13 protein-coding genes and 1 pseudogene are annotated in these 14,654 nt (G+C 29.7%); 3 read left to right on the top strand and 11 right to left on the bottom strand.

Features of this window, described 5'->3' with window-relative positions; translation table 11 throughout:
- The 7 genes and pseudogenes from OW729_RS18700 to OW729_RS18670 all read right to left on the bottom strand — a co-directional run.
- Window positions 1–226 (bottom strand): annotated as a pseudogene (locus tag OW729_RS18700) (electron transfer flavoprotein subunit beta); the annotation flags it as partial.
- A 29-nt stretch (window positions 227–255) separates the two neighbouring features.
- Complete coding sequence (locus OW729_RS18695; protein ID WP_268063061.1) at window positions 256–1,395, bottom strand: acyl-CoA dehydrogenase; 1,140 nt, start codon at window positions 1,393–1,395, stop codon at window positions 256–258.
- 504 nt (window positions 1,396–1,899) lie between these two features.
- Window positions 1,900–2,910, bottom strand: coding sequence for an electron transfer flavoprotein subunit alpha/FixB family protein (locus OW729_RS18690; protein ID WP_268063060.1), 1,011 nt, complete (start codon window positions 2,908–2,910; stop codon window positions 1,900–1,902).
- A gap of 20 nt (window positions 2,911–2,930) precedes the next feature.
- Entirely contained in the window at window positions 2,931–3,710 is a 780-nt protein-coding gene (locus OW729_RS18685; protein WP_268063059.1) for an electron transfer flavoprotein subunit beta/FixA family protein, read from the bottom strand.
- Between the two features lie 41 nt (window positions 3,711–3,751).
- Complete coding sequence (locus OW729_RS18680) at window positions 3,752–4,891, bottom strand: acyl-CoA dehydrogenase (RefSeq protein WP_268063058.1); 1,140 nt, start codon at window positions 4,889–4,891, stop codon at window positions 3,752–3,754.
- 184 nt (window positions 4,892–5,075) lie between these two features.
- Window positions 5,076–5,861, bottom strand: a complete 786-nt coding sequence (locus tag OW729_RS18675; RefSeq protein WP_268063057.1) for a short-chain-enoyl-CoA hydratase — start codon at window positions 5,859–5,861, stop codon at window positions 5,076–5,078.
- 347 nt (window positions 5,862–6,208) lie between these two features.
- Window positions 6,209–6,838: a redox-sensing transcriptional repressor Rex gene (locus OW729_RS18670; RefSeq protein WP_268063056.1), complete on the bottom strand. Its 630-nt coding sequence runs from the start codon at window positions 6,836–6,838 to the stop codon at window positions 6,209–6,211.
- A gap of 564 nt (window positions 6,839–7,402) precedes the next feature.
- Here OW729_RS18670 and abc-f point away from each other — a divergent pair.
- Window positions 7,403–9,316 carry a ribosomal protection-like ABC-F family protein gene (gene abc-f / locus OW729_RS18665; protein ID WP_268063055.1) on the top strand — a complete coding sequence of 638 codons (1,914 nt, stop codon included), beginning with the start codon at window positions 7,403–7,405 and terminating at the stop codon, window positions 9,314–9,316.
- 74 nt (window positions 9,317–9,390) lie between these two features.
- On the opposite strand, the gene OW729_RS18660 is transcribed toward abc-f, so the two are convergent.
- From OW729_RS18660 to OW729_RS18650, 3 genes are all read right to left on the bottom strand, one after another.
- Window positions 9,391–10,008, bottom strand: a complete 618-nt coding sequence (locus OW729_RS18660) for a TetR/AcrR family transcriptional regulator (protein ID WP_268063054.1) — start codon at window positions 10,006–10,008, stop codon at window positions 9,391–9,393.
- 198 nt (window positions 10,009–10,206) lie between these two features.
- The gene (gene tsaD, locus OW729_RS18655; protein ID WP_268063053.1) at window positions 10,207–11,232 is read right to left on the bottom strand and encodes a tRNA (adenosine(37)-N6)-threonylcarbamoyltransferase complex transferase subunit TsaD; all 1,026 of its coding nucleotides are present in this window, start codon (window positions 11,230–11,232) and stop codon (window positions 10,207–10,209) included.
- A 13-nt stretch (window positions 11,233–11,245) separates the two neighbouring features.
- Complete coding sequence (locus tag OW729_RS18650) at window positions 11,246–11,746, bottom strand: methylated-DNA--[protein]-cysteine S-methyltransferase (RefSeq protein WP_268063052.1); 501 nt, start codon at window positions 11,744–11,746, stop codon at window positions 11,246–11,248.
- 98 nt (window positions 11,747–11,844) lie between these two features.
- Here OW729_RS18650 and OW729_RS18645 point away from each other — a divergent pair, with 98 nt between their 5' ends.
- Entirely contained in the window at window positions 11,845–12,468 is a 624-nt protein-coding gene (locus OW729_RS18645; protein ID WP_268063051.1) for a RusA family crossover junction endodeoxyribonuclease, read from the top strand.
- A gap of 4 nt (window positions 12,469–12,472) precedes the next feature.
- On the opposite strand, the gene OW729_RS18640 is transcribed toward OW729_RS18645, so the two are convergent.
- Window positions 12,473–13,447 (bottom strand): NAD(P)/FAD-dependent oxidoreductase, encoded by a 975-nt coding sequence (locus tag OW729_RS18640; protein WP_268063050.1) that lies wholly within the window; start codon window positions 13,445–13,447, stop codon window positions 12,473–12,475.
- Window positions 13,448–13,637: 190 nt separating this feature from the next.
- Here OW729_RS18640 and OW729_RS18635 point away from each other — a divergent pair, with 190 nt between their 5' ends.
- Window positions 13,638–14,525 carry a metal ABC transporter solute-binding protein, Zn/Mn family gene (locus OW729_RS18635; protein WP_268063049.1) on the top strand — a complete coding sequence of 296 codons (888 nt, stop codon included), beginning with the start codon at window positions 13,638–13,640 and terminating at the stop codon, window positions 14,523–14,525.
- The last annotated feature ends 129 nt before the right edge of the window (window positions 14,526–14,654 follow it).

Genomic DNA, 14,654 nt, shown 5'->3' with positions numbered 1-14,654 from the left:
TAGCTATTGCTTCTCTTAATGCAGCTTCTGCTTGTGGAGGTCCCATGCTTATTACTGTTACATGAGCTCCTTTTTCATCTTTTATTTTTAATGCTTCTTCTAAAGCATTTTTGTCATCTGGATTGATGATTGATGGAACTCCTTCTCTTATAAGTGTTCCTGTAACTGGATCTATTTTAACTTCGTTTGTATCTGGAACTTGCTTTAAGCAAACAACTACCTTCATTATTTTAACCCTCCTTGTTATATATAATACTATCTGAACATAGCTCCTGAAATAACCATTTTTTGAACTTCGTTAGTTCCTTCATAGATTTGAGTTATCTTAGCATCTCTCATCATTCTTTCTAATGGATAATCTTTAATAAATCCATATCCACCTAACATTTGAACACAGTTAGTTGTCACATACATAGCACAATCTGATGCTACCATTTTAGCTATTGCTGCTGATTCTGAATATGGTTTTCCGTCGTTTTTATCCATTGCTGCTTTATATACACAATATCTAGCTTGTTCTATTCTAGCTTTCATTTCAGCCATTCTAAAAGCTAGATATTGGAATTTATAAATTTGTTTTCCAAATTGTTTTCTTTCTTTCATATAATCTATAGTTTCTTCTAAAGCACCTTCAGCTATTCCTAATGCTTGACCTGCTACACCAATTCTTCCTCCGTCAAGAGTCTTCATTGCTATACCAAAACCTTTTCCTTCTTTTCCAAGCATGTTTTCTGCTGGTACTCTACAATCTTCAAGGATAATTTCACCTACTTGAGATGATCTAATTCCCATTTTATCTTCAATTTTTCCTATTGAAATTCCTGGGAAAGCTTTCTCAACTATAAATGCAGTTATTCCTTTTGTGCCTTTTGATCTATCAGTCATGGCAAATATTACGAAAGTATCTGCAAGTGGGCTGTTTGTTATAAAACATTTTTGTCCATTTAATACATAATGATCTCCATCTTTAACAGCTACTGTTTGTTGTCCTGAAGCATCTGTTCCTGCATTTGGCTCAGTTAATCCAAAAGAACCTATTTTTTTACCAGTACATAAGTCTGAAAGGTATTTTTTCTTTTGTTCTTCAGTACCAAACATATTTAATGCTCCCATGCAAAGTGAAGTTTGTACTGAGTAAGATATTCCAAGAGAACCATCTACTTTTGAAATTTCTTCAACCGCAAGGATGTATGATAAATAATCTCCGCCTGCACCATTGTATTCAGTTGAATAAGGTAGTCCTATCAAACCCATTTTTCCCATTTTTTTGTATTGTTCTATTGGGAAAACACCTGTTTGATCAGCTTCTGCTGCTATTGGTTTAATTTCATTTTGTGCGAATTCTCTTACTGTTTGCACTACTAGCTTTTGTTCCTTGCTTAACTCAAAGTTCATTTGCTTACCTCCTATAAACCTTAATCCTCTTATTTAAACATTTTCATATTATGATTTTATTTTAATATATTAGTGCTATTGTTTCAACTATGCACTTTTAAGTTATATAGTGAAGTTAAATATACAAAGTATATTAAATATACCTTGTATATTTAATATACTTTTGGATTTTATGTTAGTCTTGTAATTTTTCCAACATATTCTTTGCAATTTATTTGTAATTTTTTATAACTTTTATCCATTATTACTATAATATACTTCTAATTCAACTAATTTTTTAAAAGATTATAGTAGGTAATAACTTTTAATTATTTTAATTTAATGAAACAATTAACAAAGAAAGTAGAATTTATTCAATAAATACCATTATAAAGTCAAAATAGACTATCTCAAAACTGTTTAACAACAAATTTTGAGATAGTCTATTCTATTCCTTGACTAAATAATAATCAACTGCCATTAAGGTCAATTGTCTTAATTTAGTGTTATTTTTATTAATAATAATTATTCCTGAATTGCTTTTACTTGAGCTGTTAATTCAGGAACTACTTTATTTAAATCTCCAACTATTCCTAAGTCAGCAACTTTCATTATAGCAGCATCTGAATCTTTGTTAATAGCAATTATGTAATCACTATCTTGCATTCCAGCTAAGTGTTGGATTGCTCCAGATATTCCGCATGCAACATATACTTTAGGTCTTACCGTTTTACCAGTTTGTCCAACTTGTAGTGCATGATCAACCCAACCATTATCTACAGCTGCTCTTGATCCTGCTACAACTCCACCTAATACATGAGCAAGTTCTTCTAACATTGCAAAATTTTCTTTATTTCCCATACCTCTTCCACCAGCTACTATTACTTGAGATTCACTGATATCAGCTACTTCTTTAAGTTCTTTTACTGCTTCTAATACCTTTATTCTTAAATCTTCATCAACTAATTTAGCTGATACTTTTTCTATCTTAGATGTATCTACTTTTGATTCATCTTTTGCCAATTTATCAAACACACCTGGTCTTACTGTTGACATTTGTGGTCTATGTTCTGTACACATGATTGTAGCCATTAAGTTTCCACCAAATGCTGGTCTTGTCATTAACAAATGTCCTGTTCCTTCTTCTACATCTAAAGCTGTACAGTCAGCTGTTAATCCTGTTGAAAGTCTTGCTGCTACCCTTGGACCAAGGTCTCTTCCTATAAATGATGCACCTATAAATATAATTTCTGGTTTTCTTTCATTTGCTAATTCGCAAATTGCTCTTGTATAAGCATCAGTTGTATAGTGAGCTAATTTTTCATCTTCTGCATATAAAACTTTATCTGCTCCATATGCTAATAAATCTTTAGCTACTGATTCTATTTTATTTCCAAGTAAAACTGCAGTTAATTCAACATTTAATTTATCTGCAATTTCTCTACCTTTTCCTAATAATTCTAAAGCTACTTTTTGTAATTCTCCATCTCTTTGTTCAGCAAAAACCCAAACGCCTTTATAATCTGCTATATTCATTATCTATCCCTCCTAGTCTATTAAATATAGTGTTTTTCTTTTAGTTTTGAAGCTGCAAATGCTGCTGCTTCTTTAGCTGATACATTGATAACTTCACCTTTGCCTTTTGCTTCTTTAGTCATTGATTTTTTAACTTTTGTAGGTGATCCTTTCAATCCTAGAAGTGATTTGTCTATATCTATATCATCTGCACTCCATATTTTAACTTCTTTTTGGAATGTTGTGAAGATATTTTTCATGCCCATATATCTTGGTTCATTTAATGAATCTATTGCAGTTAAAAGACATGGCATTTTTATTTCTAACATTTCATATCCGTCTTCTAATGCTCTTCTTACTTTTAAAGATTCGCCTTCAACATTTACTTCTTCTACATAAGTTACTTGTGGAAGTCCTAAATGTTCAGCTATTTCTGGTCCAACTTGTGCAGTATCTCCATCGATAGCTTGTCTTCCTGCGAAGATTACATCATATTCTAATTTCTTTAATGCTCCTGCTAAAGCATGAGAAGTTGCTAATGTATCTGCTCCTGCGAATGCTCTGTCAGATATTAATATAGCTTCATCTGCTCCCATAGCTATTGCTTCTCTTAATGCAGCTTCTGCTTGTGGAGGTCCCATGCTTATTACTGTTACATGAGCTCCTTTTTCATCTTTTATTTTTAATGCTTCTTCTAAAGCATTTTTGTCATCTGGGTTAATAATTGATGGAACGCCTTCTCTGATAAGTGTTCCTGTAACTGGATCTATTTTAACTTCGTTTGTATCTGGAACTTGTTTTAAGCAAACAACTATCTTCATTATTTAAACCCTCCTCATTATCTATTTATCCTACTATCTAATTATCTGAATAATGCTCCCGAAATAACCATTTTTTGAACTTGAGAAGTTCCTTCATAAATTTCAGTTATCTTAGCATCTCTAAACATTCTTTCTAATGGATAATCTTTAGTAAATCCGTATCCACCTAACATTTGAACACATTGAGTTGTTACAAACATAGCTGTTTCTGCAGCAAATAATTTAGCTGTAGCAGCTTCTATTGTATATGGAAGTCCATCTCTCTTATTGCATGCAGCTTTATATACTAAGTATCTAGAAGCCTCTATTTTTGCTTTGCAATCTGCAGCCATCCATGCTAATCCTTGGAACTTAAATAATTGTTTTCCGAATTGTTTTCTTTCTTTCATATAATCTACTGCTTCTTCTAAAGCACCTTCAGCTATTCCTAATGCTTGAGCTGCTATACCAATTCTTCCTCCATCAAGAGTTTTCATTGCTATACCAAAACCTCTTCCTTCTTTTCCAAGCATGTTTTCTGCTGGTACTACACAGTCTTCAAATATAAGTTCAGTAGTTGATGAACCACATATTCCTAATTTATCTTCAACTTTTCCTATTGAGAATCCTGGGAAATCTTTTTCAACTATGAAACCTGTTATTCCCTTAACGCCTTTGCTCTTATCAGTCATAGCAAACACTACGAAAGTTTCAGCATAAGCACCATTAGTTATAAAAATCTTCTGACCATTTAATATATAGTTGTCTCCATCTTTAACAGCTACAGTTTGCTGAGCTGAAGCATCTGTTCCTGCGTTTGGTTCAGTTAATCCAAATGCAGCTAATTTTCTTCCACTTGCAAGATCTGGCATATATTTTTTCTTTTGCTCTGGAGTACCAAATTGGTCTATAGCTCCTGCACCTAATGAAACGTGTGCTGAAAGAACAACACTTGTAGTCGCACATTGTTTAGCTAATTCCTCAACAGCTAATATATATGAAAGATAATCTCCGCCCGCACCTTCATACTCTGTTGAAAAAGGTAATCCAAACAGTCCATATTTGGCCATTTTTTTAGTAGTTTCCTCTGGGAATTTGTGCTCTGCGTCTATTTCTGCTGCTATTGGTTTAACTTCATTTTCAGTAAATTCTCTTACCATTTGTCTTACTAATTCTTGTTCTTTAGTCAATTGGAAATTCATTTTCTTACCTCCTTTTTAATATAAAGTGCTATAGACCCTTGTCTACACACTTAAATCGTCCAAATTTATTTACATAATATTTTTGCAACACATAATTTTCAGAATTCTATTAAAGGTTTAAGATTAGTACTAGACAAATTAATTTCACCTAGTACTCTTCTTAAACAATTTTTAAATATAATAATTATTTGTTTTTAAAGTTCTTTTCTTTTCTCTTTTCAACGAATGCTGTCATACCTTCTGTTTGATCTTCTGTTGAGAAGCATGCGCCAAATAGTTCTGATTCAAAGTTTACAGCTGTATCTATATCTACTTGCATACCTCTATTGATAGCTTGTTTACATAGTTTAACAGCTATTGGTGCATTTACTAACATTGCATTAGCAAGTTTTTTAGCTTCATCCATTAATTGTTCTTGTTCAAAAACATGATTTACAAGACCAATTCTGTAAGCTTCTTCAGCACCTATTATTTTTCCAGTATAAATCATTTCTTTAGCCATTCCCATTCCAACGTGTCTTGGAAGTCTTTGAGTTCCACCAAATCCTGGAGTTATTCCTAAACCAACTTCTGGTTGTCCAAATTTTGCATTTTTAGATGCTATTCTAACATCACATGCCATTGATATTTCACATCCACCACCTAATGCAAATCCATTAACAGCAGCAATAACTGGTTTTTCTAAAGATTCTAATTTTCTAAACACTCCATTTGCATAAAGAGCCCATTCTCTTCCTTCCATAACATTCATGTTTTGCATTGCTTTTATATCAGCACCTGCAACAAATGATTTTTCTCCAGCACCTGTTAAAATTACTGCTTGAATTTCAGTATCTTTTGCAAGATCATCAAGTGCTGCATCAATTTCTGTCATTGTTTCTGGATTTAAAGCATTTAATGCTTTAGGTCTGTTGATAGTAAGAATTGCTAATTTTCCTTCTTTTTCAAGTAAAATGTTTTTAAATTCCATAATAAAATCCTCCCCACACCGTAAACCTTGACAAAATAATAACACATTGTTAATAACATAACAATCAAGGTAAAAAATTTTTTTACCCTTAATCATAACAAATAAACTTACAAAACAAACTTTGGATATAAACTTACTTACAAAACAAACTTACAGATATTATTATATACCTTTTGATTCCATATTTCAATAAATTTTAACAATTATTTTGTAAACGTACCCATTTTTTATTAAATATGATTAATTATGTATACTTAATATGTATATGCAAAAATAAGCAAGTTGTTTTTTGATAAAAACCAACTTGCTTATTTTTAATTTAATTAATACCCATGTTTTAATAAATGCTATCTTCCATTTAATAGATATGTTAAAGTAAGTAAACTGTCACTTAAATGTACATTTTCTATTTTTATATCTTCTTCTGCATGTAAATCAACAGGTGCAAAATTCCATATACCTTTTACTCCGTTTTCTATTAAAATATCGCAAACTCTTTGTGCACTTTCTCTTGGCACACAAATTACACCTAAATTTACTTGATTATATTTTAAAAACTGCTGTAAATTATCTATATCCTGTATTTCTACATCTCTTATTTTTAGGCCAGTTAATTTTGGATTAACATCAAAAATAGCATTTAATTTAAAACCTAATTTATCAAAATCAGTATAATTTGCTATTGCCTGACCTATATTACCTGCTCCTACTATAACAGTATTATATTCTTGGTCTAATCCTAATATTGAACTTATTTCTCTATATAAGTCTTTAACATTATAACCATATCCCTGCTGACCAAAGTCTCCAAAACAATTAAGATCCTGCCTTATCTGTGAAGCTGTAAATCCTATTTTTTCACTTAATTCTTTTGATGATATTCTATCAACATCATTTTTCATAAATTCACTTAGATATCTATAATATTTGGGCAGTCTTCTAATAACAGCCATTGAAATATTCCTTTTTCTTTCCACTTTCTCACTCCTCACTTTTCCCAATATTTTTTAATAATACAAAATCAGAATTACATTATGTTATACCTACCAGTAATATTAGTGCACCTTTTTCAACTTACAAACTTACAATTTAATAAAAGGTATTAATAAAAACAAATGATAAAAATGAACCAAATTATTTACCTTAATTGCAGAATAAATTTAAATTTTCAAATTTGTAAAGGATAACATATTATACCCTACAACTAAAACTTATAATTTGTCATTTATTTAACTAACCATAATTATAATAGCATATACTTTTATAGTATAAAACTTAGCATAATAGCTTTTAAAGTATGTATAAAGAAGTATTTTTATATTTTTCTTAATAAAAAAATACATACTTATCAATAATACATACTTTTATTATACATATCTTCCTATTTTTTTTCAATTGTGTTAGATAAATTTCAAACTATTACTATATAAAATTCTAATTAATCTATATATGTTACAATATTTTATAAAAATTTATACTACAAAATTTATACTACAAAATTTATCATTAACATAGTAAAATATACTGGGAAGGTGAACAAAATGATAGTTTTAGGTTGTAAAGACATACGTAAAGGTTATGGGATTGATATTATTCTCAACAAAGTAACTTTTAATATCAGTGAAAGCGAACATATAGGGCTTGTAGGTCCAAATGGTGCAGGTAAATCTACTTTATTTAAAATAATAACTAAAGAACTTGAACCTGATGAAGGAAGTATATTTATTGATAAAAATAAAAAAATAGGTTATCTTTCTCAACACTTATCTCTTGAAAGTGATAACTCAATATATGATGAAATATTATCAGTTTTTAAAGATATGCTAGATTTAGAAGACAAACTAACTAAACTAGAAGAAGAAATGAATAAACCTTATGATCCTTCTAATGAGGAATATCATAACAAAATAATAAGAGACTATACTACAGCTTATGAAATTTATAATAACAAAGGTGGATATACGTACAAGGGAGAAATTAATAAAGTTTTAAAAGGTCTAGGGTTTTTAGAAGAGGATTATTCAAAACCAATAAGTATTTTAAGTGGTGGACAGAAAACTAGAGTGGCTTTATGTAAACTTCTACTTTTAAGCCCAGACATACTTCTATTAGATGAGCCTACTAACCATTTAGATCTTGAAGCTATAGAATGGCTTGAAGAGTATTTAAAATCCTATAAAGGAGCAATATTAGTTATATCTCATGATAGATTTTTTCTTGATTCTATTACAGAAAAAACCTTTGAATTGTCTAACGGAGAAGTGGAGATATATAACGGAAATTACTCTAAATATGTGAATTTAAAAAAGGCAAGGTATGAAGAAAAGTTAAAAGCTTATAATCTTCAACAGGCAGAAATACAGCGCCAAGAAGAGATAATTGAAAGATATAAATCCTTCAATCGTGAAAAAAGCATACGTGCTGCTGAAAGCCGACAAAAAGCTTTAGATAAAATTGAACGTTTAGATTCACCAGTTAAAGAAGAAAAAATAAAAAAATTGGAATTTCAAGCTCAAATACGTAGCGGTAATGATGTCCTTCATATAGAAAATTTATCTAAAAGATATGAAAATAAAACATTATTTGAAAATTTAAATTTAGATATTAAACGTGGAGAACATACCTCATTGATTGGGGATAATGGAAGAGGAAAGACAACTTTATTTAAAATAATCATGGAAAAAGTTAAAAGTAACGAAGGTACATGTGTTCTTGGTAAAAATGTATTTATTGGTTATTATGATCAAGAACAGTCCAATTTAGAACCTGAAAAAACCATTATAGACGAAGTATGGGACGATTTTCCTAACTTAACTACTACTGAAATTAGAAATGCTCTTGCTGCATTCTTATTTACGGGAGATGATGTCTTTAAAAAAATCTCTTCGTTAAGTGGTGGTGAAAAATGTAGAATAAATCTTTTAAAGCTTATGCTGTCAAATTCTAATTTTCTTCTACTCGATGAGCCTACTAATCACTTAGATATTATGTCTCGTGAAGCTTTAGAAGATGCCATTTTAAGCTACGATGGCACTATTTTAGTTATATCACATGATAGATATTTTTTAAATAAAGTAGTTAATAAAATTCATGAACTTAATATTGACGGTATAAAAACCTATTTAGGAAACTATAGTTATTATATCGAAAAGAAAAAGAATCCCTCTAGATTTCAAGATTTAGAAGAAGCAGAGGGTAAAACTAAAACTCAGATTAAATATGAAAGAAAAAAGAAAAAAGAAGAAGAAAAGCTTGAAAAGCAGCAAAAATTAAAAATAAAAAACTTAGAAACTGAAATAGCTAAATTAGAGCAAAATATTCTAGACCTTCAAAACCAACTATGTTTAGAAGAGGTTTATTCTAATCCTGAAACAAGTGAAGAGATAAATAAAGAAATTTCAAGTATAGAAATTGAACTACAAGAACTATATGAGGAATGGGAAAAATATATTTAAATATATTCTTTCCCATAAAAGAACTAGTTAAATATTCATACATTAACTAGTTCTTCTATGTTTAAAAACAATGCCTAATCTTTTAATACTTTTCTAATTGTTTTAAATAAAATTGGTTTCATATTATCTATTGAATCGGGCTCATTTAAAATTATTGAACTATAACACACAGATCCTGTCAATTCTACAATCATAAATAGAATCTTTTCAGCCTCATCTTCATTTATATCATTACCTACCATATTACTTATAAAATATTTTGTAATTCTTATGATTTTTTCTGAATTTTCATCATCTATCGTTGCCCTTCTATACACTCCTAATGATAAATTTTTATATATAAACTTTAATAGCTTGGTATTATTCTTTAATCTTTCAATTATACAATCTATAAAAATTATAACTGAATCGCTAAATTCAAGGTTATCATTTTCAATTCTACTACTTGTATATTCTACTGCTTCTTTTATTATTTTCATGCTTTTATTAAGAATTAATCTATCAACAATATCATACTTATTTTTAAAATATAAATAAAAAGTTCCTTTTCCAACACCTGCTTTTTTTACAATATCATCTATTGCTGTATCATTTATTCCTTTAGTCAAAAATAATTCATATGCAGCATTAAATAAACTGTTTCTTTTTAGTATTTTTTTTTGAGAAACTTTCGAAACTTTATTTTTTTCCATTCAACTTCTCTCTCTTTCTATTCGTTACTTATAGTCTTTCATTTTATCCTTTATTATATATCTTCATGACCAATAGTCAATGTTTTTTTCATATCTTTTTATTTTTACTTAATTTTAAAATACATGTATTGATAAAAAATCAAGGCAGAGAAATTGGATTTTCTCTGCCATTATTCATTAAGTCGCGATATTATTCTATTATCTTTCTCCCAATTTTAAGTTTGGTATAGCATTTAACTCTAAATTTGATTTTTTACCACGCAATAATTCATAGTAAGCAGCACTACCTATCATCGCAGCATTATCTGTACACAATATAGGTTCTGGAAACAATACTTTAATTCCCCTTTTAGCTCCCTCTTCTATCATTGTTTGTCTTAAACAAGAATTAGAAGCTACACCACCCGCAATCGCAATCTTATCTACTTGTTTTCTTTTGCAGGCAGCCATAGCATTATCTACTAAAACATCTACCACTGCTTTTTGGAAGGAGGCAGCAACATCAGCTTCATTTATATCCTCGCCCTTCATATTCATTTTATTTAAGTAATTTAGAACTGCGGATTTTATCCCACTAAACGAAAAATCTAGGCAATCCTTATCATGAAAATTTGCTCTTGGAAAACTTATAGCTAATGGATTTCCTTCTTTTGATATTCTATCAATTTTAGGGCCACCTGGATATCCTAGTCCTATAGCCCTTGCCACTTTATCAAAAGCTTCTCCTGCTGCATCATCTCTCGTCTGACCCAGAACTTCAAATTCTCCATGTTCTTTCATATATACTATAAAAGTATGCCCTCCTGATACAACTAAACATACAAAAGGAGGTTCTAAATTTTTATGCTGTATAAAATTAGCACTTATATGCCCTTCTATATGATTAACCCCTATTAACGGTATATCTAAAGAATATGCCAAAGATTTAGCATATTGAACACCAACTAACAAAGCACCTACAAGACCCGGACCATAAGTTACCCCTACTGCATCTATATCTTCTAAAGTTAAGTTTGCCTCATTTAATGCTTCTTCTACCACTACAGAAATAGCTTCTATATGTTTCCTTGAAGCAACTTCAGGAACTACTCCCCCAAACTTAGTATGTATATCAATTTGTGAAGCTATTACATTTGAAATAACTTTTCTTCCATTTATAACTATAGCAGCAGCCGTCTCATCGCAACTTGTTTCTATAGAAAGTATTTTAATATCTTTATTCATATTTCTACCTCACTTATTTATGTTTTCTCTCTAAACTCAATAAAAACTGTTTTATATTAACTTCATCTCCTCTAGTTTTCCCCATATATCCTCCTATATTTCCGTCTTTACTTATAACTCTATGGCACGGTATAAATATAGGAATTTTATTTACTTTGTTGGCTTGCCCTATTGCTTGAGCTCCTTTAGGTTTACCTATGTTTCTTGCTATTTCTCCATAACTTCTAGTTTCCCCATAAGGAATATTAGCAAGCTCATTCCAAACCATCTTTTGAAACATTGTCCCCGAAATAGATAGAGGTATTGTAAATTGTTTCCTGACCCCCTTAAAATATTCATCTAATTCTTCTATTACTTTTTTACATAAATATTTATCATAAATTAAATCACATGTATTTAATTTATATTCTTCAAAGTTGTCTTCATTCAAATCTAATCTAAGTATTCCATCAGAATTTAATATTATATACATACTACCTAATTCCCACTCATACTTGCAATAAATATTATTCATATTATTCTCCTCTTTTTAATAATCTCATATTAATTACTTCGAACATACGTGCTATAATATATACTAAAGTTAAATAAATTTCTAAAGGAGTTAGTATTATGGATCACAATCACGCAAAAATTATAATCAAAGGTTCTCCAATAACAAAATCTAACTTTAAGCTTTCAAATGTTCATGGACGATCAATTTTGCCTTATAATTCAGGTAAATACCATGATAGGTATGCTATATACGAAGAAGAAATAGCTTATCAAGCTAGATTGCAAAACCCAGGTGTTGTAATTATGGAATCACTAATAGCCATTTTAAAAGTATATTATAAAAGCAAAAAAAGACATCCTGATACAACTAATATACCAAAAAGTATTTTTGATGGCATAGAAAAAAGCGGTATCATAGTTAATGATGCTCAAATCCGAAGACTAGTAATAGAAGAATATTATGATGATAAAAATCCTAGATTTGAACTAGAACTTTTTGGTGAAAGTTCTTACTGCATCAATTATCAAATAATGGAGAAGTCAGTTTCATCTACTCCCATAAACTATTCGTCTCCACCTAATAAAAAATCACTAGGAATACCCAAAGTCAAAAACAATATTGCAAATAGCAATAATTTTTTCTGTGAAATCTGTCATAAACAAGTAAAAAAAGAAAATATAGTATCTGCCAATAAAGGTAAAACAATCTTATGCAAAGATTGTTTGAAAAAATTATTCTAATATATCATAAATTACTTATATATTTAGCAGCCTTCTTTCCAGCATTATAACTTTCAACAGTTATATAGTTTACATTTTCATGTATATATAAAGAATTACCGCAGGCAAAAACCCCTCTAATATTAGTCTTCATATCTTTATCTACCTGTATCCCCCCTGTTAAAGGATGTGTTTTTATTCCAGCTTCTTTGGCTAGATTGCTATCAGGAAATAAACCAACAGAGAGAACTATAGTATCACATCCTATATACTCCTCTGTATCCTTTAAAGGCATTCTATCATTATCTATTTTTGTAATAGTAAGTCCCTCTACCCTATCTTTGCCCTTCAAATCAACTACGCTATATCCTAATTTAAGAGGAATATCAAAATCATCTAGACATTCAATAACCTTTTTTTCAGATCCATCTGGATAAAACATATCTTCTATAACACTTTTTACTTTTGCCCCCTCCAAAGTCATTCTTTTAGCCACTTCAAGAGCAACATTACCTGATCCTAGTATAACTACTTCTTTTCCTGGTAAATATCCCTCTAAATTAATAAATTTTTGAACTGTACCTGCAGTATAAATACCCGCCATTCTATTCCCAGGTATATTAATTACTCCTCTAGGCTTTTCTCTACATCCTGTAGCTATTATAATAGCTTTTGCTTTAATTTCTATTATTCCGTTTTCTCCATTTACTAGAATCAAAGTTGTATCATTTATATTTAAAACTGTAGTATCTAGCTTATATTCAATTTTTAATTTTTTTATTCTATTAATAAAATTTTCAACATATTCAGGCCCTGTTAACTTTTCATTAAAATTCTTGTCCTCATATCCAGCATGAATACATTGATTAAGAATTCCTCCTAACTGGCTTTCTCTTTCTAGTATCAATACTTTATCCATACCTTCTTCTTTTGCACTTATAGCCGCTGCTAGTCCTGCCGGACCTCCACCTACTATGACTATATCATACTCTTTTGTCATCTTTATCCCCCATTCTAAAACTACTGATAACAAAAATATTATAACACTAACTAAGAAATTAAGACTATTAAAGATTTATTTATAATAAAATATTTTTTGAATATATTTGAATATAGCTTATATAAATGGTATAATTACCCTGGAATTATGCAAATGAGTTGCATTATTATTTCTTTATAGGAGGTTTATAATGAGAAAACATATAAAATTTATATTATTAGCTTCTTTTATTGTTTTATCTAATATTATAAGTGGATGCTCTAAAAACGTAGCTAATTCTAATGCTGAAAAAAACAATAAAATCCCTATTTCAGTATCTATAGTGCCACAAGAAACTTTTGTAAAAGCAGTTGGAAAAGATTTAGTAGATGTAGTTACAATGATTCCATCTGGTCAAAGCCCTGAAAATTTTCAGCCTACACCAGATCTTTTAGAAAAATTCAGTAAATCTAAATTATATTTTTCTATAGGTGTACCTACTGAAAAAACATCTATTATACCCAAAGCATCAGATTTAAATCCCAACATTAAAATTATTAACTTAGAGAAAGTAGTACAAAGCCATTATCCTGATAGAGAATTTTCACCCGGTATGAGGGATCCTCACATATGGTTATCCCCAAAAAGAGTAAAAGTTATGATAGATTCTATAAAAACTGAACTTTGCAAAATAGATCCACCTCATAAAAATTTTTATGAGAAAAATGCAAAAGAATATATAAACAACCTCAATGAAATCGATAAGGATATAAATTCTTCTTTAACAAATTTAAAAAATAAATCTATTATAGTATACCATCCTGCATTTGGTTATTTTTGTGATGACTACGGATTAGAAATGATGCCTTTAGAAAAAGATGGAAAAGAATCTACAGCTAAAGATTTACAAAAATCCATAAACTATGCAAAAGAAAAACATATAAAAATTATTTTCTATCAAGCAGAAATAGATAGTAAGCAAGCTAAAACTTTTGCTGATGAGATAACTGGGAAAGCTGAACTAGTAGAACCTCTTTCTGCTGACTATATTAAAAATCTTAAAATAATGTGTGATACCTTTAAGAAAGCCTTAGAATAAAATGAAGTGCCCCCTGTCAAGTAGACAGTGGAAAAAATAAAAAAATTCTATAACGCCAATCACTAAATGAAGGTTGACGTTATTTTTATGCTGTTAAATTCAACAGATATTGTCTATATTCTATAGGCG

This window comes from Clostridium brassicae (assembly GCF_026738875.1).
Classification (GTDB): Bacteria; Bacillota; Clostridia; order Clostridiales; family Clostridiaceae; genus Clostridium_H; species Clostridium_H brassicae.
Note: the sequence above shows the minus strand (reverse complement) of the source record. Positions and strands in the feature narration are given on the sequence as shown.

What these genes read in the sequence shown, in the direction of transcription:
- OW729_RS18645 (WP_268063051.1), top strand. Translation starts at nt 11,845, where the DNA reads ATGGATCACAATCACGCAAAAATTATAATCAAAGGTTCTCCAATAACA.
- OW729_RS18640 (WP_268063050.1), bottom strand. Translation starts at nt 13,447, where the DNA reads ATGACAAAAGAGTATGATATAGTCATAGTAGGTGGAGGTCCGGCAGGA.
- OW729_RS18660 (WP_268063054.1), bottom strand. Translation starts at nt 10,008, where the DNA reads ATGGAAAAAAATAAAGTTTCGAAAGTTTCTCAAAAAAAAATACTAAAA.
- tsaD (WP_268063053.1), bottom strand. Translation starts at nt 11,232, where the DNA reads ATGAATAAAGATATTAAAATACTTTCTATAGAAACAAGTTGCGATGAG.
- OW729_RS18685 (WP_268063059.1), bottom strand. Translation starts at nt 3,710, where the DNA reads ATGAAGATAGTTGTTTGCTTAAAACAAGTTCCAGATACAAACGAAGTT.
- OW729_RS18650 (WP_268063052.1), bottom strand. Translation starts at nt 11,746, where the DNA reads ATGAATAATATTTATTGCAAGTATGAGTGGGAATTAGGTAGTATGTAT.
- OW729_RS18690 (WP_268063060.1), bottom strand. Translation starts at nt 2,910, where the DNA reads ATGAATATAGCAGATTATAAAGGCGTTTGGGTTTTTGCTGAACAAAGA.
- OW729_RS18695 (WP_268063061.1), bottom strand. Translation starts at nt 1,395, where the DNA reads ATGAACTTTGAGTTAAGCAAGGAACAAAAGCTAGTAGTGCAAACAGTA.
- OW729_RS18675 (WP_268063057.1), bottom strand. Translation starts at nt 5,861, where the DNA reads ATGGAATTTAAAAACATTTTACTTGAAAAAGAAGGAAAATTAGCAATT.
- OW729_RS18680 (WP_268063058.1), bottom strand. Translation starts at nt 4,891, where the DNA reads ATGAATTTCCAATTGACTAAAGAACAAGAATTAGTAAGACAAATGGTA.
- abc-f (WP_268063055.1), top strand. Translation starts at nt 7,403, where the DNA reads ATGATAGTTTTAGGTTGTAAAGACATACGTAAAGGTTATGGGATTGAT.
- OW729_RS18635 (WP_268063049.1), top strand. Translation starts at nt 13,638, where the DNA reads ATGAGAAAACATATAAAATTTATATTATTAGCTTCTTTTATTGTTTTA.